Here is a 26,086-nt window from a genome sequence, read left to right as displayed (position 1 = left end):
TCCTCTGACGGTGGCGACCGAACGCCGTCGAAGGTGGGGTCTACTCCGTTGTCGCGGCGACCCCTACGGCCGGCACGTGTGACGGTTGTCGAGTGACGGACTGCTCCTTCGGCCTGATCGCCCGCAGCGCGTTCAGAATCGTCGCGAGATCGACCACCTCCTGAATGCCGGCTCCGACCGTTGCGGGTATGAATCCGAACGAGGCGATGATCATGAGAACAACGCTCAGGCTGATTCCGAGCCAGATGCTCTGCAGCGCGATGCGAACCGTGTCGCGCCCGATCTGCACCGCGCGCACCACCACCGCGATGTCATCGACCAGGATGACCGCATCAGCTGACTCGCTCGCCGCTGTGGCACCGCGCGCACCCATCGCGATACCGATATCGGCCGAGGCGAGAACGGGGGAGTCGTTGACCCCGTCCCCAACCATGAGCACGGGCCTCTGGGGAAGCGCCTTCACCGCCCTGACCTTGTCGGCGGGAAGGCAGTTGGCCAGCACCTGCGTGATTCCGACTTCGCCCGCGACGTAGTCGGCTGTGGCCTGTGCATCGCCGGTGAGCATCACGACGTCCGTGACTCCCAGTTGCCTGAGCCGATTGATGGTGTCGCGCGCCGACTCCCTGACCGGGTCGGTGGCGATGATGCTGCCAGCGAAGCTCCCGTCGATCGCTAGGTAGATTGCGAGCTCGCCGCCGACGATGGTCGCCTGCTTCACCCCGGGGGACGCCGCTTCGATGAAGGCGAGGGTGCCGACGTCGACAGTGTTGGTGCCGACGACCGCACTCACTCCCTGGGCCGCCGATTCTGTCGAGCTGGTGACGTCTCGAAGTATCAGGCCTCGTTCTTTCGCTGCATCGACGATCGATGAGGCGAGCACATGCGACGAGAACTGTTCAGCCGAAGCGGCGAGCGTCAGGGCCTCGGCTTCGGTGAACGGAGTTCTCACGTCGATTCGGGCGATGGCAGGCTTGCCGTGCGTCAGTGTGCCTGTCTTGTCGAAGACCACCGTTCTGGTTCGGGCGAGTCGCTCGAGTACACCCCCACCTTTGACGATGATTCCGTTTCGAGCAGCGCGGCTCATTCCCCCCATGAACGCGACGGGAGCTGCGAGTACGAGCGGGCACGGCGTCGCCAGGACGAGTACCTCGGCGAACCGCACGGGGTCACCAGACACGACCCAGGCCGTGATCCCGATGATGAGGGACACGACGGTGAAAGGAATGGCGTACCGGTCGGCCAGCCGAACCACGGGAGCGCGATTGACCGAGGCTTCCTTGACGAGGGCGATGATGCTCTGGAACTGGCTGTCAGCAGCGAGAGACGTCGCCGCGATCGTTGCTGCCGAATTGCCGTTGACCGAACCACTGAGCACGGGGTCGCCGGTGATGCGCGTCACGGGCAGGCTCTCGCCCGTGAGTGACGACTCGTCGAATGCGCCACTGGCCGAAACCAGTTCGCCGTCAACGGGCACCACCTCACCGGAGCGCACCAGGATCAGATCGCCGATCGCGACAGCCGACGCGGCAATGTCGTCGATGCGGTCAGAGCCGGGGGTCTGGCGGTGGGCGATCTGCGGTTCGCGGCTGAGGAGAGCCGAGAGTTCACGCTGCGCACGCCCCTGGGCGAAGTCCTCGAGCGCCTTGCCGCCCGCCACCATGAGCACGATGATCAGGCTCGCGATGTACTCACCGACGGCGACGGTGGCCACGATCGCGATGACAGCCAGAACATCGATGCCGAAGATCCCCATGCGCAGCTGCTGCACCATCTGCCACGCCTCCACCGCAGCGACCAGGAGGGCGAACACGCTGAACAGCCACGGCACGGCCTGGCCGAAGCCGATCATCCAGAACAGCAGGCCGGCGATGCCCACCACGATCGTCGCCGAGACGACCGGATAGCGGAGTACGAGCGGTCGTTGACGGGGTGTGATGGTCGACATCGGGTTACCTACGGGCTTTCAGTGACCGGCAAAGGTCCGCCCGGTGACCTCAGTGGGAGTGATGACGACGAACGCGTCCGTAGAGCGGGGCATCCACGACCACAGCGGGCTTTCGCGGGCCGCTCGGATGCTCTCTTCATCGGTCAGGTGTCGTGCCGTACCTTTAACCACGACGCTCCAGGCCGCCTCTGCGTCGTAGTGATCTGTTTCGAGAGCGACACTCTCGTTCAGCATCAGTTTCGTGAGCTTCGTACCGGGGGCCGTGCGAATCAGGATCTGGTCGGCCGATGCGAGGTAGTTGATGGGAAAGATGTCGGGGTTGCCGTTGTCGCTGACAGCGAGTCGGCCCACACCGCGGCTGCGCAACCGACCCCAGGCGTCGAGGGGGTCGAGAATCGAACTGGTACCGACGGTGTCGAACACGGTGTACTCGCTTTCGTCAGGGTTCGAGAGTGGGCTGCATCTCGGTCATCTCGGTCACCGGGGGCGACCGATGTGTGCTGCCGTCTGACGCCGAGCCTACGCGCCCCATCGAGCCGGAGCAGGGTCGTTGGTCCCGCGTCTGCGGTGGTTTCGTTCGCAGCTTCGACGAATCTCAGCCTGCCAGCCAGACGAACCCGTGTGCCGGCAGGGTCAGAGCGTTCGCCGTGTCGACCGTACTGCCCGAAACCAGATCGATGAGCGTGGATTCGAAACCGGAGAGTGTGAGCTCGTCGATCGACTGGGGTGTGTCGGAGAAGTTCGCGAACACCGTGACCGGGTGAGTGCCACCACCGGCGATGCCGAATCGTTGGAACCCGAGAATGTGGCTGTTCTTCGTGTCGAAGATGGCGAGGCGGCCGCCTGCGAACGCCGCGGTCGCCGTGCGGACGGCGATAAGGTGTCGAAACGCGGAATAGAGGGCACCAGCAGACGTCGATTCATCACCTCGCTCGGCATAGAGTGGGGAGGGGTAGGGGGGTCTGCCGACCCAGCGGCTGTCACCCGAATGCTCCGGCACATCGAGGTAGTCGTAGTAGTTCAGTTGCCCGACTTCGTCGCCGAGGTAGACAAGCGGGATTCCGCCGGTGCTGAGCACGATCGAATGGGCCAGCACGATGCGACCGATTGCGCCGTCGTCATTCTGCTCAAGTCCTGCCAGGGACGCTGTTGTGCCCGAGATGCGGCAGTCGCCCGTCTTCGGGTTGTCCTGAAAGGGCACGCCACGGGCGAAGCTGCCCTCGAAGCGATTCACGTAGAACGAATTCAGAAATCGTCGGTGTTCTGCCGGATCGATGCCGAGTTCGCGGGCGTCTTCGTCGGCGAACGTCCACCCGATGTCGTCGTGGCTGCGAACGTAGTTCACCCATGCGGTCTGGTCGTCGATTGTGTGGCGGCGCTCGAGCGCCTGCGACAACAGCGCTACGTCGCGGGTCGCGAGCGTACTCCAGATCAGCGCCATCTGCAGAGGGTTGTAACTGAGCTGGCACTCCTCGGGGCTGATGTACTTGCTCACCTCGTCGGGGTGCACGATCGCCTCGGATTTGAACAACAGGCTCGGTGCGGCGATACGGCACACCGCGTTGAACGCCTGCAGGAGCAGGTGCGCCTCGGGGAGGTTCTCGCAGACCGTGCCGAGCTGCTTCCAGATGAACGCCACCGCGTCCATGCGCAGGATCTCGACGCCCTGGTTGGCGAGAAACAGCATTTCGCCGGCCATTGCTCTGAACACAGCCGGGTTCGCGTAGTTGAGGTCCCACTGGAACGAATAGAAGGTTGCCCACACCCAGCGCCCGTCATCGAGCTGAATGAACGACCCCGGGTGATCGTCGGGAAAGATCTCCCTCGTAGTCTCTTCGAACCGGTCAGGCATCGTGCGGTCGGGGTAGATGTGGTAGTACTTCTCGAACTCCGGGTCACCGGCGCGTGCCTTCTCAGCCCACTCGTGTTCATTGGAGGTGTGGTTGAAGATGAAGTCGACCACGAGCGAGATGTCCCGGCCCCGCAGCTCTGCAGCCACGGCCCGGAGGCCCGCCATCGTGCCGAGGTTCGGATTGACCTGGCGGTAGCTCGAGACGGCGTACCCTCCGTCGGAATTGCCCTCCGGCGCCAGGAACAGGGGCATGAGGTGCAGGTACGAGAGTCCCAGCTCTTCGAAGTAGTCGAGTCTGCGTTCGAGGCCGGCGAGGTCGGTGGCGTAGAGGTCGACGTAACACACACCGCCGAGCATCCGGTTCGACAGGAACCAGCCGGGGTCGGCCTCACGACTGGCATCGTGTGCCTTGAGATCGGGGTCTCGACGCCGCCACGACTCGGCGGAGTCGTCGAGAAGGCGTTGGAATTCGGCGTCCGCTTCGTCACCGTGGCCGTAGAGCGTGCCGAACAGGCGTTCGAGTCGCGGAAGATGCTCGCCCAGGCGGCGTTGGTAGTCGGCCTCGTCGCGTGAGGGCTGGCGAGCACCCTCGTCGTTCTCCGCGTGCAGGGTGAGATGGTCGGTCATGCTGGTCCTTCCGGCCGACTGAGACTGGTGGATGCACGTTCCGCCCGCTCTCTCGACGGTGAGGGTGCTTCTCGACCCTAGCGCCTCGACCGAAGTCTCGTCAGTAGGTTGAGGGTGGCTTCGACGAACGGTTCGGCTAACGCCGATGGGTTCGGTTGATCTCTGGCAGGGTTATACGCCTGGCACGACACTTTAGCCAACTGTGTCGGCGCAAATTGGGGAAACTGCGGCGATCTGCTTCACTGTGGGAATGAGAGAACTGCATTACGGTACCGGCGTCATCACCGTGAGTTTTGACGTCTGCTCTGCGGTCTTCGACTACACCGTCGCGCTGGCCAACGCCGGCAAGTCCGACCGCGTCACGGTGCCCGTGATGGCGGGCGGAGCACGCGGCTTCTCCAACCTGCTTCTCGGCCCGGCCACCCAGCTGTATTGCACAGCGACGGTTGAAGACGACTTCACCGATGAGGTTGATCTCGACGATGTGAAGCTTGTCGAACTCCTGCGTCAGAAGACCAGGCTCCTCGCGGGTAGTGAAACACTTGCCGCTTCGAGCGGGCTGATCGAACACGACAGTGGTGGCCTCGAGTAGCCCGTAGCGCTGGTTCATGCGGGCGAGCATCCGGAGCATCCTGTTGAGCCGGGGAGAATTGTTTGTGCCGCCCCGCAGTGTGCACTCCGAAATTACTGGATCGTGACGGCCTTCTCTGGAATCAGTTCCAGGCCACCTGCACTGTTGGCCCGGACCATCAGGCGTTCGATCCACTCGCGGTTGAGGGGGATCCGCTTCGAGCCGTAGTAGTTGAATTCGAAGTACATCTGCGGGTGCACCCAGACCGTGTTGTGGCCGCTGCCGAAGTCGGCGGACTTCTCCCAGCTGAACGAGAAGCTCTCGCCGCGCCGGAGTTTGGCCAAAATGACGGCCTGCAGATGCGCGAGGTCGCGATCATCGATGGAGATCGATTTTGCGGCCGGCCCATAGATGAGAGTTCCCATAGTCTGCTCCACGCTGATCTCTGCCGACCCTGTGCGCGTCGGATTCGGCAGTGTGGGATTCGGTGATGTTGCGGCTCAGCTTACGGGACCCTCGACAGTGCCGCCGAACGACAAACCACGGCCGGCACCTTTCGGCTACACGACGGGACCCCAGCTGCCCGTCGACTCTCGCGGCACAACGCGCACCGAGCCATAACGCACGCCTTGCGCGCTGGTCCCTCCGATTGCGCGCACGAGCTCGCGGGCAGCTGAACGACCAAGTTCTTGAAGATTCATTTCGATGCTGGTCAGCGGCGGGCGAGCCTCTTCGGCCAGCACATCCCAGTTGTCGAACCCCATGACAGCCACGTCGTGAGGAACGGACAGGTTGCTTTCACGAAGTTGGTCAAGAGCCCCTCGGGCAAGTTGGTCGCTACCGCACAACAGTGCATCGAATTGCTCGCCTGACTCCACGAGCGACTCTGTACACCGGCGACCCCATCGCTCTCCCCACGGACCGAAGAGGGATTGCCCCCCCACGAGCGCCAGACCCTCTTCGTCGAGGCGTTCGGCCGCGCCTCTCACCCGATCCCGGGCCGCCGCGTACGACGGGTCGCCGTTGATGAACGCAATCTTGCGCCTGCCTCGAGAAAGGAGATGCTCCACGGCCTGGCGCCCCGCGTCGCGGTTATCGGGAGTGAACGACAGATCGGCCTGGTCTTCTGACGGTGCATAGACATAGACCACGGGAATCGAGAGTCCGGCGGTGATCGATGGCCGCGGGTTGGTCGTTCGACCCACCACCAGAAGGCCGTCAATGCGCTTGGCAAGAAGCATGTTCAGCTGGTGATTCTCGCGGATGGAGTCGCTGCGCGCATCGGCGAGCAACACTGAGGTCGAGCCCGCACCGAAAGCGTCCTCTGCACCAAGCAGTACAGGGAGCACAAATCGATTGTCGAGATCTTGCGTGAGCATGCCGATGGTGCCAGTCGTGGCAGAGTTGAGTGCTCTGGCGAAGGGGTTCGGGGTGAACGATAGCGTGACGGCTGCGTCGAGCACCTTCTGGCGGGTTTCCGCTCGCACTTGGCTGACCCCGTTGATAGCTTTCGACGCCGTCGCGAGCGAGACCCCCGCGAGTTCGGCGACATCCGTCAGCGTCGTAGCGCCCTTGCCGCGCTTTCGCCCGTCCATCGCCACACTCATTTCACAATCGACGAAACCCTACGTAGATTGTTGCACGTAACGGCGAGCGAAATTGCACTTGACGAACTGCAATATGGGCCTTATGGTGATGACCGAAAGTACTTTCGGTATTTTCGGTAATCGCCTAAACACCCCTGCACGGCCACGTCACATTCAGAGAGGAATATCGTGATCAATTCAACCAAGAGAGGGCGCTTCGTTGGAGCCGCCGTTCTGACCGTCGCCGCAGTCGCGGGCCTGGCGGCTTGCTCTTCGGGCGGCACAGCCACAGACACCTCGGCGGCGGCCGCCGGCGGCACCTATACGTTCTGGGATCCCTACCCCCAGTTCGACGAAACAGCCGCCTGGTCGAAGCTCGTCGCCAAATGTGGCACTGACAACGGAGTCACGATCCAGCGCACTGGGTACGACACCTCAGATCTCACCAGCAAGGCCCTGCTAGCTGGCCAGCAGGGCAACTCGCCTGACGTGCTTCTGATCGACAACCCTGTCGTGTCGACGCTTGCCGATGCTGGCGTTCTGACCACTACGAAGGATCTCGGTCTTGACACGAGCAACTTCCAGGCGAACATCCTCGCAGCCGGGCAGCTCAACGGCGACACCTATGGTGTGCCGATCGGCGCCAACACGCTCGCGCTGTACTACAACAAAGACGTTCTTTCTGCCGCCGGCGTCGATATCTCGACGGTGAAAGACTGGGATTCGCTGAACGCGGCTCTCGCCAAGGTCAAGGCCGCTGGTAAGCAGGGCATCACGTTCTCTGGTATCGGTACTGAAGAGGGCAGCTTCCAGTTCCTTCCGTGGTTCTGGGGTGCCGGCGCGAAACTGACCGATATCGGCTCCTCGCAAGCCATTGACGCTGCGACCCTCTGGACGAACTGGGTGCAGCAGGGTTACGCCCCGAACTCCGTGATCAACAACACCCAGACCACAAGCTGGCAGGAGTTTCTCACCGGCGACTTCGCCTTCAGCGAGAATGGTACCTGGCAGCTTGCCGGTGCTGACAAGTCGGGTCTGAAATACGGCGTCATCCCGATCCCAGCCAAGACCGGCGGGTCGGCACCTGCGCCGACCGGCGGCGAATTCGTGACCGCACCTGTGCAGAAAGACACGTCTCGCTACGCCACGACCGAGAAGATCATCTCGTGCTTGACCAGCAACGAGAACCTGCTCAACACCGACACGACACTGTCATACGTTGCTCCGATCGAGGGCGTGCAGAACCAGCAAGTCGCAGCTAACGCTGAGCTCACGCCATGGGTCGCTGCAGTGGCAGCCGCGAAAGGCCGGACGAGCGACAACCTGGGCACAAAGTACCCGATCATCTCCGAGCAGATGTGGGGCGGTTTCCAGAACGCACTGTCAAGCAGCAAGTCGCCGTCTGACGCCATGACGGCCGCCCAGACCGCGGCCGCTACTGCAACCAAGTAACTCGGCTCATTCCACACTGCACGCAGACGACCCACGCTAGGAAATCTTCATGACCATCGCACATAAGCCCGGCGCTTCGTCTGCGCATCCGGCCGGCGAGGCGACACCTGATGTCGCCTCGCCGGGCTTCCCGGTCGACGAGCACACACCTCGTCGCCCCAGAATGCGTTCCACCCAGTGGGTCGCCTGGGCGTTTCTGACGCCCGTCGTGATTTATCTGGCCCTCTTCTATGCCGTGCCTCTGTACAAGAACATCGATCTGAGTATCCGTGACTACACGGTGCGCTCGTTCGTGCAGGGAAATGCGCCGTTCATCGGGCTCGACAACTTCATCAAGGTCTTCACTGACCCGACCTTCTGGCCCGCAATCGTCCACACCGGTTTCTTCGTTCTGGTGTCGATCCTGTTCCAATTCACCATCGGCATGGCGCTGGCAATCTTCTTCTATAACAAGTTCCGGCTGTCGGGCGTGCTTCGTGCGCTCTTCCTTGTGCCGTGGTTACTACCCCTGATCGTGTCGGCGTCGACATGGTCCTGGATGCTCAACAGCGACTCCGGCATCGTGAACTCCGTGCTCGAATCGTTCGGGATCGGCAGCATCAACTGGTTGACCTCGCCTCAATGGGCGCTGATCTCTGTGACGATCGCCAACATCTGGATCGGCATACCGTTCAACCTCGTCATTCTCTACTCCGGGCTGCAGAACATCTCGGCCGATCTCTATGAGGCGGCCTCGCTCGACGGTGCCAACGCCTGGCAGAAGTTCTGGAAGATCACCTTACCGCTGCTGCGCCCGGTCTCTGCGATCACGATTCTGTTGGGCTTGGTGTACACACTGAAGGTCTTCGACATCATCTGGATTATGACGAAGGGTGGGCCTGCGAACTCGTCGACCACACTCTCGACCTGGTCGTATCAACTCGGCTTCGGCTCGACGCTGCCTAAATTCGGCCCAGCGGCCGCCGTCGGCAACATTCTGATCATCGTCGCCCTCGTTTTCGGGCTTCTCTATATCTTCATGCAACGAAGGGAGGCCCGACGATGACGACCTTCCTGCCACCGTCGCGTGCAGCACACGAGAATACACAGGCCGCACGACCTTCGAAAAGTCGACGACGCAAGACCTGGTACATCACGATCATCGGCGTTGTACTGACGGCGATCATGCTGTTCCCCATCTACTGGATGATCAACGTCTCACTCACTCAGACCAGTGACATGCGTAAGAGCCCGCCGAACTGGTTTCCGGTCAACCCGACCTTCTCCGGCTACCAAGCAGTGCTCTCCCAGCAGCTTCCCTATCTCGGCACGAGCCTTCTCATCGGGATCGGGACGGTCATCGTGACGCTTGTTCTGGCTGGGCCTGCTGGATACGCGCTAGCCAAGCTCCAGCCACGCGGTGGCTCCGCGCTCGGCTTCGTATTTCTGATCTCGCAGATGATCCCGGGCATCATCATGGCCATGGGGTTCTATGCGATCTACCTGAATCTGGGCATACTGAACTCGATTCCCGGGCTGATCATCGCCGACTCAACGATCGCTGTGCCGTTCGGTGTTCTACTGTTCACCGCATTCATGTCGGCGATCCCCGATGAGCTCCTGTCTGCTGCGAAGATCGACGGTGCTGGCTCTTGGCGCACATTCATCTCGATCGTGCTGCCGATCAGCAGGAACTCGATCGTCACGGTATCGCTCTTCGCTTTTCTGTGGGCCTGGTCGGACTTCATCTTCGCTTCGACGCTCGATGGCGGGGGCAAGATCCAGCCCATCACGCTCGGAATCTACAAGTACATCGGCAACAACAACCAGGAGTGGAACTCCATCATGGCGACGGCAGTGGTCGCCTCGATTCCCGCGGCAGTGCTCCTCGTTGTGGCCCAACGGTATGTCGCGGCCGGCGTGACCGCCGGAGCGGTGAAGGACTAGAAATGACTCTTTTTCGCTCATCCGACGGTGTTCTCGAGGTGTGCCACAGGAACTGTGCCGACTACCGCGATCGTGGGTTGCTTTTCGGAGCCGATCAGGGAGTCGAGTTTCTGCAGATGATCCAAGACGTGGGTATGGCGATGGTCGTGCCGGTCGTGGTGGCCGCGCCCATCTCGCACATTCCTATCTACTTCCGAGAAGAAGCCCGGGTGTCTCATGTCTCATAACCAGGCACTCTCCACCGAGGAGGAGATCGCGAGCGCATCTCCTAGCGTGACTCGTGGTGGCCCAGTCAGCCCGACTCGATCGCGCCTGCGCCCGCTCGGCCCCGATGAGATAGCGATCGACGGCGGGTTCTGGGGCGAACGACAGAGCCTGAACGCCGAGGTGATTCTGCAACACTGCGAGACGTGGATGGGACGCATCGGCTGGATCGCGAATTTTGATCGCGTGACAGACGGCACTATCGGCGGTAGGCACTCTGGCATCGAATTCGTCGACTCCGAGATATACAAGCTGCTCGAGGCGATGGCCTGGGAACTGGCACGGCAACCCGACACCACACTGGAGGCTCGCTATCGAGCGCTCGTGGCACGCGTCGCCGCTGCACAAGATGACGACGGCTACCTGCACACGAGCTTCGGTCACGCCGGGCAGCCTGCTCGATACTCGAACATCGAGTGGGGCCACGAACTGTACTGCTTCGGCCACCTGATCCAAGCGGCTGTGGCCCGCATTCGCGGCGGGTTCCCTGACGATCAGATTGTGCAGGTTGCGCGCCGCGTGGCCGACCACGTCTACTCCGAGTTCGGGCCCGACGGTCGAGTTGCGGTCTGCGGGCATCCGGAGATCGAGGTCGCGCTTGCCGAACTGGCGAGGGCGACTGGTGATGGGCGCTACCTTGAGATGGCACGCTTATTCGTTGAGCGTCGTGGTCACGGAATGCTCGCCACCACCATTCTCTTCGGGCACGAGTATTTTCAAGACGACGTTCCGGTCCGCGACGCTACAGTGCTGCGGGGTCACGCCGTTCGGGCTTTGTATCTCGCGAGCGGCGCTCTTGACGTGGCCACCGAGACCGATGACCGGCAACTCGTGAATGCTGTCAAGCTGCAGTGGCAGAACGCGGTCTCCAGACGCACCTACATCACCGGCGGAATGGGTTCGCACCATCAAGATGAGGCGTTCGGAGATGATTACGAGCTTCCCGCCGATCGCGCCTACTCTGAGACGTGCGCCGGAATCGCGTCGGTCATGCTCAGCTGGCGACTGCTCCTCGAAACCGGCGAGAGCGCGTACGCCGATCTGATCGAGCGCACCCTGCTCAACAATATTCTGGCCTCACCCCGCGCAGATGGCCGTGCGTTCTACTACACGAACACCCTCCAACAACGCACTGAGGGCACGGAGCCGTCAGAAGACGAGCTGAGCGAACGTGCCGAGGCGAGTCTGCGGGCGCCGTGGTTCGAGGTGTCGTGCTGCCCGACGAATGTCGCCCGCACGCTCGCCAGCGTCGGGTTGTACTTCGCGACGGCCGACGAACAGGGAGTGCAGCTGCATCAGTATGGCGACTACAGGGTCGACACTATGCTGCCGGATGGTCGTTCTGTGCGACTGCGCGTGCGTTCGGGGTACCCGTTCGAGGGTGACGTACAGGTGACGATCCTCGAGGCTGTCGAGGCGACGATAAGACTCAGGATTCCAGCCTGGGCGCGGAGCGAATGCACGGTGACCGTGGGCGGCGTGACCAGCGCCGCCGAGGGCACGGAGATCGCGATCTCGCGGTTGTTCGAGGTCGGCGAGACGCTTGAACTCCATCTTCCGATGAGGCCGAGATTCGTGCATCCGCACCCTCGCATCGATGCTGCTCGCGGTTGCGTCGCAGTCGAGCGCGGGCCGATGGTTCTGGTGCTCGAATCGACTGATCTCCCAGCTGGTTCCAGCACGGAGTTGGCCGAGATCCGTCTCGACAGGGAGCTGCGAATTTCTCCGACCGGAGCATTCGTGTCGCTCGACCTCCGAACCGAGATCGAGCGGAATTGGCCCTATTTCGCCACCGTGACGGCGCCTGCCTCACTGCGTGTCACGCGAGTCGAAACTGAGCTCGTGCCCTATTTCTCGTGGGCGAACCGGGGGCCTTCGACAATGCGGGTGTGGATACCTTCGGCCACAGGATCGGCGGCGTTGATTCCGTGACGCAGACCTGATGACCTGACATAGTTGAGCGTGAACATCGCTGCGGCGTCTCGCCGGGCGCCGCGTGCCGATGGTGATCGATATGAAGAGCGTCGAGGAGTGCATCCATGCCCACCATCTCAGTGACCAGTGTGATGGTCGACGATCAGGCGAAAGCTCTCGCCTTCTACGCCGAGAAGCTCGGCTTCGCGCTGAAGACCGACGTCTCGCTGGGTGAGTACCGCTGGCTGACGGTTGTCGGCGTGGGCGAGCCCGACGGCGTCGAACTGCTGCTGGAACCGGATGCTCATCCGGCCGCGAAGGTCTTCAAACAGGCTCTCGTGGCAGACGGGATCCCGTACACGTCTTTCACGGTCGACGATGTGCGCGCTGAATACGCGGATCTTCTCGAGCGGGGGGTCACGTTCACCATGGCTCCGACCGCTATGGGCCCTGTTGTCGCCGCAGTGCTCGACGACACCTGTGGCAACCTCATCCAGCTCACAAGCCCGGCCTGATCGGCTCAACGCTTCGAAAGGAACTCCGTGACAGTTCGCATGGATCTCAATATCTCCCTCGACGGCGTCGTTGCACCGAGCAACCAATCGTCCGAGAACCCCATGGGAGAGGACTGGGGCAAGATCGTCAATGCCTACAGCGCCACGCGAACGTTCCGCGAGCGTGTGCTGCACGACACGACGGGGGAGGGGACGAGCGGCGTCGACGACCGCTACGCCGCCGCTTACTTCGAAGCCGTCGGCGCGGAGATCATGGGTGCCGGGATGTTCGGGTTCCACTCCTTTCCTGACGACCCCGATTGGCAGGGTTGGTGGGGTGGCGAACCGCCGTTCCGCGTGCCGGTGATCGTGCTGACGCACCGGGAGCACCCGCCCATCGACTTTGCGAACGGAACGCGCTTCGAATTCCTCGCCGCTCCGCCTGAAGATGCACTTTCCCTCGCCCGCGAATACGCCGGTGACGGAGACATCCGGGTCGGCGGGGGAGCGGAGGTCGCCCGCGCCTTTCTGGCCGCGGGTCTCGTGGATCGCCTGCATGTCGCGATCACCCCGGTAATACTGGGTCGGGGCACACGGCTGTGGGATGATCTGCGGGAGTTCGAGCGCGACTACGCCGTCTCCTCTGAGGTCGCCGAGAGCGGAGTCATCCACGTCACCTTCACCCGGTGAAGACCACTCGATGACTGACGACAGGGCACTCAACCGCGTGGATGGCGAAGGTCGCAAGACCGGGGTCTGGTCGGAGCGCGATTCGCACGGTGGAGTGACCTCCGGTGAGTATGTCGACGGCGAACGTCAGGGCACGTGGAGGCACCACTTCGTCGACGGGTCTCTGCGATCCGAAGGGGAGTACGCCCACGGAATGCTTCACGGTGCATGGACCTGGTACCGCGCGACCGGCGGTCTCCTCCAGCGCGGCGGTTTCCTCGAAAACGATAAGCATGGGCTTTGGGAACGCTGGAAGGCCGATGGCACCCCGCTCGACACGTCCGAGTGGGTGCACGATAAGAAGGTTCGCTCCAACATATAGGTGAGGTGCCGGCGCGACACGCGCAGATCTGGACAATGTGGTGAGGCGAGGCTTCAACCCAGGGTGAAAGCGATGCACTCAGACTCGATACTGAGCCCGATCGTCCAATTTGGCAGCCCCCGTGGATAGGCCTGCCGCGTAGAGAGGACAGCACGATGAATGGTGATTCGGCGGCGCCAGGCACGAGAGGTGTCGCGGTGGAGTTACTGGCCAGCGTTGATCTGGGCCCCGAGCTCGAGGGTATGGATGGGCGCCAGCTTCGGATGCGAATGGTGACAATCGAGCCGGGTGGAAGCTTCGGCCCGATTCACGACCACAAAGGGAGACCGGGGACCGTTTACGTGCTGCAGAGAATCATCACTGATCATCGAGACGGAATCGCCACGGAATACGGGCCGGGCCTAGGTTGGCCTGAAGACAGGAACACCGTTCATTGGCTCGAGAATCGGGGGTCGCTTCGCGCCGTTGAGATCTCGATAGACATCGTCAGTCGTGACTGAGCCGAAAGATCAGTGGGTGCGAATCGCGAGTGACGTCCGACGGAGGTTAGTCGCAGTGGCGATGGTCGTCCTCATCGTGTTCATCGTCATCCAGGAGCATGCCGACTGACGTTGCGCAGGGGTCGCCTTTCCAGGCTTCGATGCCTTCGCGGATGGCGAAAAAGACGATGACGAGGGCGGCGATGGGGTCGGCCCACCACCAACCGAGGAGTGTGTTCAGTAGCAGGCCGATGAGAACAGCGGCTGAGAGGTAGGTACAGATCAGTGTTTGTCTTGAGTCGGCGATCGCGGTCGCTGATCCGAGTTCTTTGCCGGTTCGGCGTTCGGTGAGGGAGAGGAAGGGCATGATGATGACACTGAGGGCTGTCAGAACGATTCCGACAGTGCTGTGCTGGACGTCGACCGCCTTGGTGAGGGTGAGGGCTGAGTTGACGCTGACGTAGGCGGCGAGGGCGAAGAACGCGACGGCGATGACGCGGAGTGTGCCCTTTTCCCACCTCTCGGGGTCTCTCCGGGTGAATTGCCACGCGACCGCGGCGGCAGAGAGGACTTCGATGCTGGAGTCGAGGCCGAAGCCAATGAGCGCTCCGGATGACGCGGCGGTGCCGGCGGTGATCGCGACGATTGCTTCGATCACGTTGTAGCCAATGGTGATGGCGACGATGAGCCGGATGCGGCTGTGGAGGAGGGCTTTCCTCGCAGGATCCAGAGCCTCGGTGGTGGTCATTCGCTGGCCTCGCAGCATCCGGGGACCGAGCAGGTCGGGTTGTTGCAGGGCGCGTCGGTATCGACGGCGAGTACGACTCCGACGAGATCGTTCAGTGCTTGTGCGAGATGCGCGTCGGCGATCTCGTACCGATTTTGGCGGCCTTCGGGTTCGGCGATGACGATGCCGCAGTCGCGGAGGCAGGTGAGATGGTTTGAGACGTTCTGACGGGTGAGTTCGAGCTTTTCGGCGATCCCAGCGGGATAGGCGGGCCCATCGAGGAGCGTGAGGATGATTCGGGAACGGGTCGGGTCGGCCATGGCGCGGCCGATCCGCGTCATGACATCGAGTCGGGTGTCCGGGGTAAGCATGTCCCATTAATACAGTGTTTGCTGTATTAATCAAAAGGTGAGCATCGTGAAAGAAACTGGCGCATTCGCATTCGCATTCGCATTCGCGTTCCGAGAGCCGTGATGGTGTTTGGTGGGGAAGCTGGTTATCCGTTTGTTTCCTAATCGCAGGCGAACGTTCCCGGATTGAATCCGGCGGCTACGACGTGGATCGATGCGACGGAGTTGGTGTTGGGGTCGATCCAGAACTGGAGTACGTTTCCGGATTGGTCCGTTGCCGACAGGATGATATTTCCACGGTAGTTCTCCACGGTGACGACGTCGGGGTAGGCCGCTTTCACATCAGCTGGACTCGAGCCTGACCCTATTCCGCGGTCGGTGCGCAGAGAATTCGTGCTGCCTTGCACAGAGAGCCCGTCAACGATCAGGAGCGATACCGGGCCTGCGTCGCTACCTTGAGGGCCTTCCCATCGAATTGACTGCAACGGCGAAGTGGTGCCGAAGTCACGCCACAGACAGAAGCTGCCTGGGTCGGTTGGTGTAAGGCTAGGCACGGTCGCGACGAGTTCGTCGGGGGACATTCCGAGTTGCGCGGGCCCGACGTGGTCGAAGCCGATGGCCCACGTCGTCGGGTCCGACGGGTCATCGACTGGATGCATTGTCGGTTTCGCCGGTGAAGTTGCGGTGGGCGTCGTGGTCGGAGTGATGAGCGGCGACGGTGTGGAGGTGGTGACAGGGATTTCGGGTGCGGTGAAGGGGCTCGGGATGATTCCGGTGGCGAGGGCGGCGCCTGCTGAACCGACGACAAGCAGGCCGACGATCGCGACGGTGATTCCAGCGATGCGGGTGTGGGTTCGCCCGGCTGGGGTTGGTTGGTTCATGGTTTCGTCGGCTCGCCTCAGTACGTTGGTTTCATTGTGGTGAGTATGCGGGTGAGTTCGTCGCCGGTGGGGGATCAGCCCTCATTGTCGGTCACCGCCTTCCGGAATCGTGCGCGGGCGCGGGAGACTCGTTTTTTCACAGCGTATGGTCGGCCTTCGATGAGGCACAGTTCGCAGATGCGTTTGTCGATGGGGTCGAGTTGTTCGATTTCGTCGAGAACGAAGCGGAGTTCTTCGCGGGCTTCTTCGTTCGCGTCGGGGTCTGTTGCGAGGTCGTGGGGGGAGTTCGTCGGTGCGGTGTTTGTCGTGTCTTCGCCGAAGGTTCAGACCGTGGTTACGGCAGGTCACGAGAAGCCAGGGGAGGAGCGAGGTGTTGGGAAGGATGATCGTGCTGCTCTTCAGCCAGACTGTGAAGAAGGTGTCTTGGACGAGTTCTTCGACGTCCATCCTGGTGTCGGCGATCGCCCGGGCGTAACGGGTGACGGTTGGTGCGTACTTGTCGAACACCATCGACAACGCAACGGAATCACCGATCGCCAGCCGCGCCAGCAGCTCGCTATCGGTGTCGTCGTAACGACTCATCTGCATCCCCCTCACTCACTATAGGAGTGTCGGCAGAAAGCAGAAGGTGACGGCGGGAAACGCGATAGATCTGGACATTGTGACCGGGCGAGGCTTCGACCTAGGGTGAAATCAATGCACTCATGGTGAAAACGGAGTTTGATCATCCACCATGGCAGGCCCGGTGGATAGGCCTGCCGCGTAGAGAGGACAGCACGATGAATGGTGAATCGGCGGCGCCAGGCACGAGAGGTGTCGCGGTGGAGTTACTGGCCAGCGTTGATCTGGGCCCCGAGCTCGAGGGTATGGATGGGCTCCAGCTTCGGATGCGAATGGTGACAATCGAGCCGGGTGGAAGCTTCGGCCCGATTCACGACCACAAAGGGAGACCGGGGACCGTTTACGTGCTGCAGGGGACGATCACTGATCATCGAGACGGAATCGCCACGGAATACGGGCCGGGCCTAGGTTGGCCTGAAGACAGGAACACCGTTCACTGGCTCGAGAATCGGGGGTCGCTTCTGGCTGTTGAGATCTCGGTCGATATCGTCAGTATCGAATGAGCCACCAGATCAGTAACCGGCGCAATCACAACGTTTTCGCGAGCGAGCTCAGGCATTCCCAGAACATTGATGGGGAAGCTCGTTATCCATAAGTTTGCTAATGTCGTCGATTTACCAAGCTGGGCCGGTCTAACTGGGGTCGGTAAATTACGAGATGGTGTTGAAGTTTCCGCAGGGTCGCGAGCGTCGTTTGATCGTCAAGGCCGGTTGTGGTCGGCCATTCGATCCCAGAGCCGACGACGTTGCTTGCGAACACGATCTCCGTTGCGAGAAGCGCTCGGGTCCAGTCGACGTGGCGCATTGGCTTGCCGCTCTCGATGTCATCTGAGATTTTGTAGCCCGTGTCGAAGAGGTCGGCGACGGAGCTAAATCCCATCGCGATTGCTAGTTCCTCGGTGCACCTAGCGGGTCCGCCCCATTCGATGAGGCCGGAGCGGAGAACTTGGCGCTCTGTAGGGGTGAGCCGGTATTCAGCTAGCTCTTCGGGATCGATTTGCCTTGAGTTGTGGTCATTCTCGTGGGTGTCGTGCCAGGTTTGGGAAGACCGAACAGCGCGCTGAACGCCGTAGTCGCTGTCGTTTCTAAGTGCTTCTAATACTTCGACTGGTATCGTCCTGTTCCGCGCCACGCTGAGCCGGCATTCGGGGAACCGGTCGACAATCGCCAGCCAGGTGCCGGTCGAGGCAGGCTGGTTCTGAAGTTTCCGATATCGTTCGATGCTGTCGGGTTCGTCGAACCACTCTTTGTACTGGTCGGCAGATTCGATCATGACCCTAATCTGACCACACCGCGACGAAACGGCGCAGCACTAGTCAAGGTTCCGCTGGTTCTCTCGCTTAAGGGTGATGTAGTCGCTCATTGGGGTGGCGGCTCGGGCGGCGTGGAGGGCGATGATGCGGGGGCTGTAGCCGAGGAGGTCGGCGAGGGATCGCGGGTCGAGTTGGTGGGTGAGGTCGCGGAGGGTGGTGTTCCTTACGCGTTGGGTGTCGATGCCGAGAGTGTGGAACCGTTGGGCGAGGGTGACGGGGTGAATGGGTTGTCCGGCGCGGTAGCCGGGGAAGAGCAAGTTGGTGCCGGTGTTCGTGGTCTGCTGGTTGCCGCGGGCGGAGATGTGGTTCCAGATCGAGCCGGCGATGAGGGTTGGTACGTCAGATTCGGTTTCGCCGAGGGTGACGCGCATCCCGTCGGGTCGCGTGTTGATCGCGGCGGAGGTGAGTTGGCTGATTTTGTTGAGTGGTTGCGCCCAGAGCAGGAAGATCAGTGCGGCAACGCGGGTGGAGAGGGCGACTTGCTGGAAGGTGAGGCAGTTGGCGACGAGTTCAACGCGTTGATCCTGGGTGATTAGAGGGGTCGTGATCGCTTTTCGGTAGCTGGTCGTGACACGGCGGCGCCGTGATTGGCTGCGACTGAGCCAGTGCAGGAAGTTCCTGATGTGTTTTTTGGTGCTGGGACCGTCGGCGAGGTATTCGTCGACGTGTTGTTGTCGGAGCTGATCGGCGGTGATGTTGTGGGTGTCGTTCAGCCAGGTGAGGAATTTGCCGGCTTCGGTGATCTCTTGCCGCGCGGTGAGGCAGGCGGTGATCATGTTCCGGCCGGGCTTGGGGGAGCGGAGACGTTTGAGGTGGTGCCAGCGAGCGAATTGTTCGATGGGCTGCTGGACCGTGGGTCGGTCGGCGAGTTGGGTGAGGCGTTCGCCGAGCCAGCGTTCGAAGTTCGCGAGACTCTTGTCGGGCTGCAGCGGGAGCATGTGGTGGTGGGTGAGGATGTCGCGGAGGTGCTCGACGGCGGCGGAGTGCGGGAGTGCGTCGAAGCTGGCGTGTTCGAGTGTGAGTTCTCTGCTGCCGAGCATGGTGAGAATCTGGTTGGCGGCGTTGCCGCGCATCCAGGTGTGGATGCTTTCGGGGCGGGCACTGGTGGCGAGGATTTCGATGAGGCGCCGCAGTCGTAGGTCGGGCGGGTCGTTGGGTTTCAGGAGGACGGTGAGGTCGTGGCGGAGGACGCAGCGGATGCAGTTGCCGGCCCCGTAGCGTTCGGCTTCGGCGCCGCATTCCTTACAGGTCATGTTCGTGCTGATCCCGGCGCAGTCGCGGCAGAGCGGATGCCCGTCGGGGTCACGGCCGGGGAGGAGCCGGTCTTCGCCGCAGTTGCTGCAGGCGCCGCGGGTTCGAACGCCGAGGGTGAAGCAGGGCCCGCAGATCGCGCCGTCGGGCCAGCGCACCCGGATCTTCGCGACCATGGTGCCGCACCGGTCGCAGCGCAGCTGCCCGGCAGTTCGGGGCCGACCGCGACGGGCAGGCGCGCTCATTATTTCAAGCGTCGTCGGGGGAGTGGGCCCGACCCGGATGGGCCTTCCGGCGGGTTTGTGTTCAGTCATTCTCTGGGACGATTCGTGCGCGGACGGGTCGGTAGTCGCGAATGTTAAGCACGTCGTCTTTGCTGCCGGCGGCCTTGCGCCGGGTGGTGCGGGCGTCGGCTGCAGTGTAGGTGACGAGTTCACCGACGCCGACGCCGAAGATGTCGGCGAGAGCGACGAGGACTTGGAATGCGATGCGTTCCGGGTTCTGGTCGATGATCCGCCAGACCTGCACCGTGGAGAGCGTGATGCCTCGTTCCCGGAGGGGTTCGATGAGGTCTTTGCTGCTGCGGTAGTGGTTCCGGGCCATCAGTTCGCGGACGTGCCAGTGGTAAGTGATGTCGCGTTTCATGGGCGTCGTCCATTCAGTAGGTGTTGCGCAGCCTCGAGGGTCGCGTCGTGGGCGTTCTTCAACGCAAGACGTTGATAATCCGGGGCGGGGAGGGTGTAGATCGTTGTCGTCGAGGCATGTTCATGGCCGAACTGGAGCTGCACGAACGAGACATCGAAGCCCAGCCCAGTGATCAGGTGCGTGCCGTAAGTGCGTCGGAACGAGTGAATGTCCAGCCCGGGCGGGAAGCCGAGCTCATCGATCAGGGCGTGCAAGCGTTTCAGTAACTGTGGTTCATCGACGACTTTTCCGCCCGTGGTCGGGAACACGTCGGTGACCGGCGTGCCGTACAAGGGGAGTCCGTGCCCGATCCAGATTCGGAGCGCTTCGGCTGGCCAGTCCCAGACGGTCAGAACCGAGCGGGTCTTCTTCGCCGAGCCGCGGTGAGGTTTGCCCCACCGGATGCGGAGAACACCGTAGTCGCCGAAGTACGGTGCGCTGTAGTTGCGGGAAAAATCAACGACCTGAATGTGCCGGGCTTCATCGACGCGGAGCCCCCAACCATAGAGGCACTTGAACGCGGCTGCGTCGCGCATCGCTGCCAGAGCGCCGCGGCGGCCGGCGTTGACGATCCGTTCGGCCTCGAGGTCGGCGAGATCGAAGAACTGCTGCAACTCGGTCTGCGAGAAGGCACGCTTGGCTGACTTCGCCTCGGTCGGTTGGGAATGAGTGATCCGATTCCACTCAGTAATGACCTGCGAGAAAACCCCGCCGAACAGCCGGGCGCACTCAGTGTTCCAGTCGTATGCGGCATCGGAGGCGAACTCGCAGAACATGCTGATCGCGCCCTGGTACGAGCGAATCGTGGCGTAGGCGAGGTTCCGCACCCCACGAGCGTGTGAGAAATAGTCATCAGCGTCGCTGATAGTCCATTCCCACGGGTAGTGTCCAGAGAACTCGACCAGGTCCAGAACGCGAGCACGCTTGCCGCTCACGGTGTTAGGGCTGAATTGGGCAGCTTGCTGAGCGCGGGCCCAGCCGTCGAGAAGCTCGCCGAGGAACACGTCAGGATCAGCCGCCTGGTCACCCAGCGGTAGAAACGATAACCGGCCGGACTCAGTCACGGCCATCCACAATCGGCTTCATAACATGAAACAGGATTGCATAAATTGAAATCACCGTCAAGAGAAACGCTGATCAGAGATCAGATAAGCACTCGATGTGATGCGATCAACTACACGTGCAACCTAGTGACGGCGCACGGAGAAGAAACATTAGATGTCCTGATCAATGGCTGATTAACGGCAGACAGCGTGCCTTATCCAAAAGTTCGCTAATTACATATCCTGCAATCGAACAGCTTATTACTTGACATAATGTGCATTATCAGCGCTATCCGTTGAAGCCATAGCCAGAGCTGTCACCGACGATGATGACGCGTGCACTTCGAAGATTCCTCTTCATGGCTTTCCGTTCTGAGTGAGGGAGTCGTGTTGTATCAGAACTCAATGCTGAGCTCCTTGATAGCGCTGCTGCCGTCGGTGAGCGTGAACGTGTATTGCGGAACGGCCTGGCCGCCCGGGAAGACTGACTATTAGCCGACCTTCATTGGGTCAGTGGTGATCGAGTCGACGAGGAGTGCTGTGGTGTCTGGTCTCGTGGCAGTCAGGATGGGGTTGCCGCTGTCGCGGCGGCGAAGAAGTTCCAGGGATTTGATGGCGATGGCGACGACGAGGGCCGTGATTCCAGTAACGACGGCAACCACTATAATCTGCCAGCCTGCCGGGCGAAGGATGTTCAGCCAGATGATGGCGTATCCCCCGACGGCGGCGAAGGGGAATGTGAAGGACCAGAACCCGAGAGTGAACGACAGTCTTCGGTAGCGCGGGATCAGGGCCAGTTGCACGAGGATCATGAGTGCCGTTGTCGCGGCCAGCGCATAGTCGACCGGTCCGGGTGTCGGCGCAATGAGGAACCAGGCTGTTCCTGCTACGGCGGGAGGGGCGACGAAGATGACCAGCGTTGGGGCCAGGGGTGCTGGGATCGCGGGTCGGAACATCAGTCGTGCGGTGATGAGCGTGAACATGACGATCCAGAAGAACAGGCCGACCGCGAATGCGCCGATCGCGATACTGGTGAAACCGACTTCTGCCGCCGCGGTTGCGCCGATGAAGCCGCCGGCAACGGTGGGGAGGAAGTAGCCGCCGTGGAGAGACTCGAGTTCTAGTCCTCCCCCAAGCCAGGTGCTGATGAGCCATCCGGCGAATGCCGCCGTCGCGGCCATGAAGAAGACGACCAAGATCTGCCCGATGAGCGGAGAGAAGTGGTACAGATCGGCAGCAAGCAGCATGCCGACAATTGGCGCGAGGGCCGCTATGGGGCCCTGAAGAGGGTGTCGGAGTTGACTCGCGAGGGTGCCGGCTGTTCGGCCACCACGAAGGGTGTGGGCAACTAGAAGCCAAACCCAGGAGAGTGCTGCGATCATCCAGAAGGCATTCCCGATGCCGGCCGGGAGTTCGAGCGCCGCCGAGGTCGCCGTCCAAACGTCAGCAAGGCCGACCAATCCGAAGGCTATGGCGAGGGTGTTCAGAGGAATGCGCGCCGCGGGCGTTCCGTCAGACATGGGGAATCCGATCTTCGTGGTTCATGGTTAGAGGGCTGGCTCGCGTATTGGCAGGAATTTTCCGAGAAGCCGGTCACCCTGGCTGATACCAATGACGCCGATGATGATGATGGCGCCGCCGATGAGCTCGCTCGGAAGCGGGATTTCGCCGAGCCAGACGAATGAGATCAGAACCGCAACGGCCGGAACGAGGTAGAGCAGACTCGTGGAAGTGACGACGGGGAGCCGGGCCACTGCGTAGCCCCAGAGCACGAACCCGGCGGCGGAGGGCAACACCCCGAGATACACGGCAGCGGCCCAGGCTGAAGGGCTGGCCGCTGTGATCTGTTGCCAGCCAGCAGAAAGGAAGGGCAGAGTGAGGATGGTCCCAGCGATCATGCCGTAGGTTGCCACTTCCAACGCAGTGTATGTGCGGAGCAACAAGCGCGACAGCGGGTGATAGGCACCCTGGGCGACCATGGCGGCCACGACGATCCAGACAGCAGCGCTGACGCTGAGGCCCGCCCGCGCGATGCACACCAGAAGGACTCCCCCGATGGCGACGATGCTTCCGGCAACGCGGATCGCGCTGAGCTTCTCCTTGAACGCGAAGGCCGCGATTGCGACTGAAACAAGCGGCGCTGCCGCGACGATGATGCTCGCGGTACCTGCGGGCACATAGAGTTCGCCGGTGTTCAGAAGCAGCTGGTAGGCCGTCATCCCGAAGAACGCGCACCCAGCGATCAGAAGGAGGTCCCGCGCTGCGGGTACGCGAACTGTGATGAATGGCGCGACCGCGAGGAGTGCAACAGCTGCGACCGCGAGGCGGACGATCGACAGACCAACCGGTCCGAGTTCGGGCGCCGCGACCTGAATGGCAGGGAAGGCGCTGGCCCAGAGGACCACAACGCCCAACCCGGCTCCCAACACTCGTACTGAATTCATAGTCGAAGCTTGCGCCCTCGATCCCTCTATGTCTATTTACTTTTTCTTCGCAAAATAGTAAACCTAGGTTTGTGTTAGACATTCGCAAGCTCAACATGCTCGCCGAACTCGACCGGTTGGGCACGATCGCGGCCGTCGCTCGCGAACTGAACCTGACTCCCCCCGGCATTTCGATGCAGCTGGCCGCGCTGGAGCGGGAGCTGGGGGTGAAGCTCATGGAGAAACAAGGGCGTCGGGTTGTGGTGACTCCGGCAGGGCACCTTCTTGCCAAGCACGGCAGCAGCATCGTGGATGCGTTGTCTGTCGCCGAGATGGAGGCGGCTGCGCTTCGCGACGGCGCGGCGGGAACGTACCGGGTCGGTGCATTCCCAACCGCTGCCCGCACGATCATCCCGACTGCTTGGAAGGCACTCAACCAAGCAGGTGACCGCAGTGTCGAGCTTCGGTTGATCGAAATGGAACCATCTGCTTCCATTCCCGCCCTGACAGCGGGCGAGGTCGAGCTCGCTATCGCTCACTCGTACTCGAACATGCCGCCTGTTTCCGGCCCAGGACTGACGATTCAGAGCATCGGCACGGAGACGGTGCGCCTGGCAATCAGCGTGAGCGAATGGCCAGGGCCCACTGATCGGCCTGTTGATCTGGGCGCATTCTCTGGGCACGACTGGATTGTTCCGTCACGAGAATGGACCTGCCATGACATGGTCCGCCGCGCCACTGACCTCGCTGGTTTCGAGATACGGGCTGTTGCTGAAGCAACCGATTTTCAGGTTCAGCTCGCGTTGGTCCAGGCAGGAATGGGGGTAGCGCTCATTCCTGAGCTCGGGGCACGCTTTGTGCCAGAGGGCGTCATCATGATCGACTTGGAAGTGCCCGTCTACCGAAAGCTCTTGTTGGTGACTCGGCGAAGTTCGGCGTCCGATGCTGGTCTGGTTCACATTCAGGAACTGATAGCGGATGCCGCGAAGTCCCAGTTGCCAGCGACCGGAACAGGCCGCCGGTAACGAATGCCGGCGGCCATCTTCGCGCTAGACGACTGCTGTCGAAACGTCGCCGGCGAATATGCCAGATGGGTCGATGCGCCTGCGGGTCATCTCGACGCGGGCTGCTGTGGCCGGCCCGAAGGATTTCTCAGGAGCGCCGAATCGTTCAACAAAGCTCGGTATGGTGAATTCGTTCGTCCACGGTCGCAGGGCGAGCCGGAGCGCGTCGAGCTGCTCTCTGACTACTGCTTCGGGGTTGCCGCCCAGCAGAATGCCTACGCCGAAACAACCGAACTGTGCGTCGAGATGGTCAACGGCTCCACCCGCGGGCCCTGGTTCTGCAAAAGCACCGCCGAGCTGACGCAATTCGATGATCGTGAGGTTGGCTCCTTCTGGCTGGCCCGCGATGGAGAGAAACGCGTTCCGTCCGTCTTCGCCAAGTGCGTTCAAGGGGACATGGTCGCCGAAGAGTGGACTCGCGGTGGGCGGGTCCATGTGCGTGGAGAGGACATCGACGGCGGTGCCTTCGTGCCAGGTGTCGAGCAACGGATACGGATCCGGAATCAGATGGCGGGCACGGTTCCGCCGTCGACGACGATATCGTCGCCAACAATGGAGGCGGCGGCGTCGGATACGAGCCTTCCGATGATTTGAGCGATCTCTTCCGGTGGAGCGAACCGTGGAGTGTGCTCGCGCACCAGCCAGTCCTGGAAGGTCGTCGCAGGGCGGCCGAGTACCCGGGCAACACCGGTGCTGAGATACGCGTCGTCGCCGCGGCGAATGCCTCCAAGCATCGCCATTCGCCAGGTGATGTATCCTTCTGGTGTGCCGTCTGAGCGGAGGCGCTCGGCATGTTGCTCCGGTGCATCGCTGACATATTCGTAACGCTCTCCGGCTGAGTCGCTGAGCATCTGTACGGCCTCCACGAAGGTGGGAGCGGCCAGCCCAGAGATGTCGACAACCTCGCGTCCCCACCCGGCATGCGTCAGAACGAAGGCAGCGACCTCTGCGAGATCTTCGATGTCCACGAAAGGTTCCGCCCCTGCCCCGACAGGTGCATGAACGTAGCCGTCGATCGGTGCGAACATGGCTTCGGTGAAGTTCTGCGCGAAATGTGACGGTCGGAGAATCGTCCACGGAACAAGACCGGCCCGAAGCGCTTGCTCAGCACGCGCAACCGCGCCGTCTGTGAGGAATTCCACGCCGCGTGCCGACAGAAGCACCGCCTTCTCGACTGACTCTTCTTCAGCTATCGCGAGAAGCTCTGACAAGCTCGAAGACCAATCCGTTGCAGAACCAGGACCAACAATGAAGACGCCGTCGACGCCGTGCAAAGCAGCGCGATAGGTCGTGCTGTCGCGCCAGTCGAACCTGACGTCACCGCCCGTGCGTGAGAAGGTTCCCGCCCGTTCGGCTCAGGCCACGCAACGACTACCTCTCCGCGCTTTCACGTCCTCTGATGTTGTAGTCTGCTCCCGAGATTGGATGATGTCTACTTACTTTTTTTGTGCATTTAAGTCAACCTAATTGATGGTTAGGAATATGCTCGAGAAAAAGCAACGGGAGGGCTGCTGCCCGAGAGCAGGCCGTTCCTGTCTCCGCTTGTGGTCCATAAGGGGACGAGCCTCT

General features: G+C 61.8%; 27 protein-coding genes and 1 pseudogene. 11 read left to right on the top strand and 17 right to left on the bottom strand.

Going from position 1 to position 26,086, the window contains the following annotated elements:
- Positions 1-40: 40 nt before the first annotated feature.
- From JOE66_RS09870 to JOE66_RS09860, 3 genes are all read right to left on the bottom strand, one after another.
- Positions 41-1,945 (bottom strand): heavy metal translocating P-type ATPase, encoded by a 1,905-nt coding sequence (locus JOE66_RS09870; protein WP_205108997.1) that lies wholly within the window; start codon positions 1,943-1,945, stop codon positions 41-43.
- Positions 1,946-1,963: 18 nt separating this feature from the next.
- Positions 1,964-2,368, bottom strand: coding sequence for a pyridoxamine 5'-phosphate oxidase family protein (locus tag JOE66_RS09865; RefSeq protein ID WP_205108995.1), 405 nt, complete (start codon positions 2,366-2,368; stop codon positions 1,964-1,966).
- A 172-nt stretch (positions 2,369-2,540) separates the two neighbouring features.
- A complete protein-coding gene (locus tag JOE66_RS09860) occupies positions 2,541-4,424 on the bottom strand; it encodes an alpha-amylase family glycosyl hydrolase (protein WP_205108993.1) in 1,884 nt (627 codons plus the stop codon).
- A 250-nt stretch (positions 4,425-4,674) separates the two neighbouring features.
- Between JOE66_RS09860 and JOE66_RS09855 the strand changes: the two genes are divergently transcribed.
- On the top strand, positions 4,675-5,016 hold the full coding sequence (locus JOE66_RS09855) for a hypothetical protein (protein WP_205108991.1): 342 nt from the start codon (positions 4,675-4,677) through the stop codon (positions 5,014-5,016).
- 92 nt (positions 5,017-5,108) lie between these two features.
- Here JOE66_RS09855 and JOE66_RS09850 read toward each other — a convergent pair whose 3' ends face one another.
- Positions 5,109-5,420, bottom strand: a complete 312-nt coding sequence (locus tag JOE66_RS09850; protein ID WP_205108989.1) for a DUF7882 family protein — start codon at positions 5,418-5,420, stop codon at positions 5,109-5,111.
- A 135-nt stretch (positions 5,421-5,555) separates the two neighbouring features.
- Positions 5,556-6,590 carry a LacI family DNA-binding transcriptional regulator gene (locus tag JOE66_RS09845; RefSeq protein ID WP_205108987.1) on the bottom strand — a complete coding sequence of 345 codons (1,035 nt, stop codon included), beginning with the start codon at positions 6,588-6,590 and terminating at the stop codon, positions 5,556-5,558.
- A 180-nt stretch (positions 6,591-6,770) separates the two neighbouring features.
- Between JOE66_RS09845 and JOE66_RS09840 the strand changes: the two genes are divergently transcribed.
- The 8 genes from JOE66_RS09840 to JOE66_RS09805 all read left to right on the top strand — a co-directional run bounded on the left by JOE66_RS09840 (position 6,771) and on the right by JOE66_RS09805 (position 13,682).
- A complete protein-coding gene (locus JOE66_RS09840; RefSeq protein WP_307827146.1) occupies positions 6,771-8,033 on the top strand; it encodes a sugar ABC transporter substrate-binding protein in 1,263 nt (420 codons plus the stop codon).
- A 49-nt stretch (positions 8,034-8,082) separates the two neighbouring features.
- Positions 8,083-9,078: a carbohydrate ABC transporter permease gene (locus tag JOE66_RS09835; RefSeq protein ID WP_239518272.1), complete on the top strand. Its 996-nt coding sequence runs from the start codon at positions 8,083-8,085 to the stop codon at positions 9,076-9,078.
- Positions 9,075-9,959: a carbohydrate ABC transporter permease gene (locus tag JOE66_RS09830; RefSeq protein ID WP_205108984.1), complete on the top strand. Its 885-nt coding sequence runs from the start codon at positions 9,075-9,077 to the stop codon at positions 9,957-9,959. The genes JOE66_RS09835 and JOE66_RS09830 overlap by 4 nt, the downstream gene beginning before the upstream one ends.
- A 2-nt stretch (positions 9,960-9,961) precedes the next feature.
- Complete coding sequence (locus tag JOE66_RS09825) at positions 9,962-10,186, top strand: hypothetical protein (RefSeq protein WP_205108982.1); 225 nt, start codon at positions 9,962-9,964, stop codon at positions 10,184-10,186.
- Positions 10,176-12,155 carry a glycoside hydrolase family 127 protein gene (locus JOE66_RS09820; protein ID WP_205108980.1) on the top strand — a complete coding sequence of 660 codons (1,980 nt, stop codon included), beginning with the start codon at positions 10,176-10,178 and terminating at the stop codon, positions 12,153-12,155. Before JOE66_RS09825 ends, JOE66_RS09820 begins: the two co-directional genes overlap by 11 nt.
- A gap of 107 nt (positions 12,156-12,262) precedes the next feature.
- A complete protein-coding gene (locus JOE66_RS09815) occupies positions 12,263-12,652 on the top strand; it encodes a VOC family protein (RefSeq protein WP_205108978.1) in 390 nt (129 codons plus the stop codon).
- 27 nt (positions 12,653-12,679) lie between these two features.
- Positions 12,680-13,321: a dihydrofolate reductase family protein gene (locus JOE66_RS09810; RefSeq protein ID WP_307827145.1), complete on the top strand. Its 642-nt coding sequence runs from the start codon at positions 12,680-12,682 to the stop codon at positions 13,319-13,321.
- A gap of 10 nt (positions 13,322-13,331) precedes the next feature.
- The gene (locus tag JOE66_RS09805; protein ID WP_205108976.1) at positions 13,332-13,682 is read left to right on the top strand and encodes a toxin-antitoxin system YwqK family antitoxin; all 351 of its coding nucleotides are present in this window, start codon (positions 13,332-13,334) and stop codon (positions 13,680-13,682) included.
- Between the two features lie 546 nt (positions 13,683-14,228).
- On the opposite strand, the gene JOE66_RS09800 is transcribed toward JOE66_RS09805, so the two are convergent.
- The 4 genes from JOE66_RS09800 to JOE66_RS17820 all read right to left on the bottom strand — a co-directional run bounded on the left by JOE66_RS09800 (position 14,229) and on the right by JOE66_RS17820 (position 16,566).
- Positions 14,229-14,909, bottom strand: coding sequence for a cation efflux transmembrane domain-containing protein (locus JOE66_RS09800; RefSeq protein WP_205108974.1), 681 nt, complete (start codon positions 14,907-14,909; stop codon positions 14,229-14,231).
- Entirely contained in the window at positions 14,906-15,259 is a 354-nt protein-coding gene (gene cmtR / locus JOE66_RS09795; protein ID WP_205108972.1) for a Cd(II)/Pb(II)-sensing metalloregulatory transcriptional regulator CmtR, read from the bottom strand. Before cmtR ends, JOE66_RS09800 begins: the two co-directional genes overlap by 4 nt.
- A 140-nt stretch (positions 15,260-15,399) precedes the next feature.
- The gene (locus JOE66_RS09790) at positions 15,400-16,119 is read right to left on the bottom strand and encodes a hypothetical protein (protein ID WP_205108970.1); all 720 of its coding nucleotides are present in this window, start codon (positions 16,117-16,119) and stop codon (positions 15,400-15,402) included.
- A gap of 81 nt (positions 16,120-16,200) precedes the next feature.
- On the bottom strand, positions 16,201-16,566 hold the full coding sequence (locus JOE66_RS17820; protein WP_372435512.1) for an RNA polymerase sigma factor: 366 nt from the start codon (positions 16,564-16,566) through the stop codon (positions 16,201-16,203).
- A gap of 257 nt (positions 16,567-16,823) precedes the next feature.
- On the opposite strand from JOE66_RS17820, the gene JOE66_RS09780 reads away from it, so the two are divergent.
- Entirely contained in the window at positions 16,824-17,243 is a 420-nt protein-coding gene (locus tag JOE66_RS09780) for a cupin domain-containing protein (protein WP_239518271.1), read from the top strand.
- A gap of 97 nt (positions 17,244-17,340) precedes the next feature.
- Here the strand turns inward: JOE66_RS09780 and JOE66_RS09775 are convergent, their stop codons facing one another.
- From JOE66_RS09775 to JOE66_RS09750, 6 genes are all read right to left on the bottom strand, one after another.
- Positions 17,341-18,012: a hypothetical protein gene (locus JOE66_RS09775; protein ID WP_205108966.1), complete on the bottom strand. Its 672-nt coding sequence runs from the start codon at positions 18,010-18,012 to the stop codon at positions 17,341-17,343.
- Positions 18,013-18,051: 39 nt separating this feature from the next.
- Positions 18,052-19,617 carry a site-specific integrase gene (locus tag JOE66_RS09770; RefSeq protein ID WP_239518270.1) on the bottom strand — a complete coding sequence of 522 codons (1,566 nt, stop codon included), beginning with the start codon at positions 19,615-19,617 and terminating at the stop codon, positions 18,052-18,054.
- Positions 19,610-19,948 (bottom strand): helix-turn-helix domain-containing protein, encoded by a 339-nt coding sequence (locus JOE66_RS09765; protein WP_205108964.1) that lies wholly within the window; start codon positions 19,946-19,948, stop codon positions 19,610-19,612. The genes JOE66_RS09770 and JOE66_RS09765 overlap by 8 nt, the downstream gene beginning before the upstream one ends.
- Positions 19,945-21,051, bottom strand: a complete 1,107-nt coding sequence (locus JOE66_RS17260; protein ID WP_205108962.1) for a tyrosine-type recombinase/integrase — start codon at positions 21,049-21,051, stop codon at positions 19,945-19,947. Before JOE66_RS17260 ends, JOE66_RS09765 begins: the two co-directional genes overlap by 4 nt.
- A gap of 470 nt (positions 21,052-21,521) precedes the next feature.
- The gene (locus JOE66_RS09755) at positions 21,522-22,550 is read right to left on the bottom strand and encodes an SLAC1 family transporter (protein WP_205108960.1); all 1,029 of its coding nucleotides are present in this window, start codon (positions 22,548-22,550) and stop codon (positions 21,522-21,524) included.
- 27 nt (positions 22,551-22,577) lie between these two features.
- Entirely contained in the window at positions 22,578-23,474 is an 897-nt protein-coding gene (locus JOE66_RS09750; protein WP_205108958.1) for a DMT family transporter, read from the bottom strand.
- 71 nt (positions 23,475-23,545) lie between these two features.
- On the opposite strand from JOE66_RS09750, the gene JOE66_RS09745 reads away from it, so the two are divergent.
- Positions 23,546-24,478: a LysR family transcriptional regulator gene (locus tag JOE66_RS09745; RefSeq protein WP_205108956.1), complete on the top strand. Its 933-nt coding sequence runs from the start codon at positions 23,546-23,548 to the stop codon at positions 24,476-24,478.
- 24 nt (positions 24,479-24,502) lie between these two features.
- Here the strand turns inward: JOE66_RS09745 and JOE66_RS09740 are convergent, their stop codons facing one another.
- Complete coding sequence (locus JOE66_RS09740) at positions 24,503-25,003, bottom strand: hypothetical protein (RefSeq protein WP_205108954.1); 501 nt, start codon at positions 25,001-25,003, stop codon at positions 24,503-24,505.
- Between the two features lie 17 nt (positions 25,004-25,020).
- Positions 25,021-25,818: pseudogene (locus JOE66_RS09735) on the bottom strand (Rossmann-fold NAD(P)-binding domain-containing protein); the annotation flags it as partial.
- Between the last annotated feature and the right edge of the window lie 268 nt (positions 25,819-26,086).

It is taken from the genome of Subtercola frigoramans (assembly GCF_016907385.1).
GTDB classification, from domain to species: domain Bacteria; phylum Actinomycetota; class Actinomycetes; order Actinomycetales; family Microbacteriaceae; genus Subtercola; species Subtercola frigoramans.
This window is presented reverse-complemented; position numbering and strand designations above follow the sequence as displayed.

Coding starts and splice junctions, on each gene's coding strand:
- JOE66_RS09850 (WP_205108989.1), bottom strand. CDS start 5,420: ATGGGAACTCTCATCTATGGGCCGGCCGCAAAATCGATCTCCATCGAT.
- JOE66_RS09855 (WP_205108991.1), top strand. CDS start 4,675: ATGAGAGAACTGCATTACGGTACCGGCGTCATCACCGTGAGTTTTGAC.
- JOE66_RS09830 (WP_205108984.1), top strand. CDS start 9,075: ATGACGACCTTCCTGCCACCGTCGCGTGCAGCACACGAGAATACACAG.
- JOE66_RS09820 (WP_205108980.1), top strand. CDS start 10,176: ATGTCTCATAACCAGGCACTCTCCACCGAGGAGGAGATCGCGAGCGCA.
- JOE66_RS09845 (WP_205108987.1), bottom strand. CDS start 6,590: ATGGACGGGCGAAAGCGCGGCAAGGGCGCTACGACGCTGACGGATGTC.
- cmtR (WP_205108972.1), bottom strand. CDS start 15,259: ATGCTTACCCCGGACACCCGACTCGATGTCATGACGCGGATCGGCCGC.
- JOE66_RS09780 (WP_239518271.1), top strand. CDS start 16,824: ATGGTGAAAACGGAGTTTGATCATCCACCATGGCAGGCCCGGTGGATA.
- JOE66_RS09750 (WP_205108958.1), bottom strand. CDS start 23,474: ATGAATTCAGTACGAGTGTTGGGAGCCGGGTTGGGCGTTGTGGTCCTC.
- JOE66_RS09800 (WP_205108974.1), bottom strand. CDS start 14,909: ATGACCACCACCGAGGCTCTGGATCCTGCGAGGAAAGCCCTCCTCCAC.
- JOE66_RS17820 (WP_372435512.1), bottom strand. CDS start 16,566: ATGGACGTCGAAGAACTCGTCCAAGACACCTTCTTCACAGTCTGGCTG.
- JOE66_RS09775 (WP_205108966.1), bottom strand. CDS start 18,012: ATGATCGAATCTGCCGACCAGTACAAAGAGTGGTTCGACGAACCCGAC.
- JOE66_RS09825 (WP_205108982.1), top strand. CDS start 9,962: ATGACTCTTTTTCGCTCATCCGACGGTGTTCTCGAGGTGTGCCACAGG.
- JOE66_RS09815 (WP_205108978.1), top strand. CDS start 12,263: ATGCCCACCATCTCAGTGACCAGTGTGATGGTCGACGATCAGGCGAAA.
- JOE66_RS09755 (WP_205108960.1), bottom strand. CDS start 22,550: ATGTCTGACGGAACGCCCGCGGCGCGCATTCCTCTGAACACCCTCGCC.
- JOE66_RS09770 (WP_239518270.1), bottom strand. CDS start 19,617: ATGACTGAACACAAACCCGCCGGAAGGCCCATCCGGGTCGGGCCCACT.
- JOE66_RS09805 (WP_205108976.1), top strand. CDS start 13,332: ATGACTGACGACAGGGCACTCAACCGCGTGGATGGCGAAGGTCGCAAG.
- JOE66_RS09765 (WP_205108964.1), bottom strand. CDS start 19,948: ATGAAACGCGACATCACTTACCACTGGCACGTCCGCGAACTGATGGCC.
- JOE66_RS09870 (WP_205108997.1), bottom strand. CDS start 1,945: ATGTCGACCATCACACCCCGTCAACGACCGCTCGTACTCCGCTATCCG.
- JOE66_RS09790 (WP_205108970.1), bottom strand. CDS start 16,119: ATGAACCAACCAACCCCAGCCGGGCGAACCCACACCCGCATCGCTGGA.
- JOE66_RS09835 (WP_239518272.1), top strand. CDS start 8,083: ATGACCATCGCACATAAGCCCGGCGCTTCGTCTGCGCATCCGGCCGGC.
- JOE66_RS09860 (WP_205108993.1), bottom strand. CDS start 4,424: ATGACCGACCATCTCACCCTGCACGCGGAGAACGACGAGGGTGCTCGC.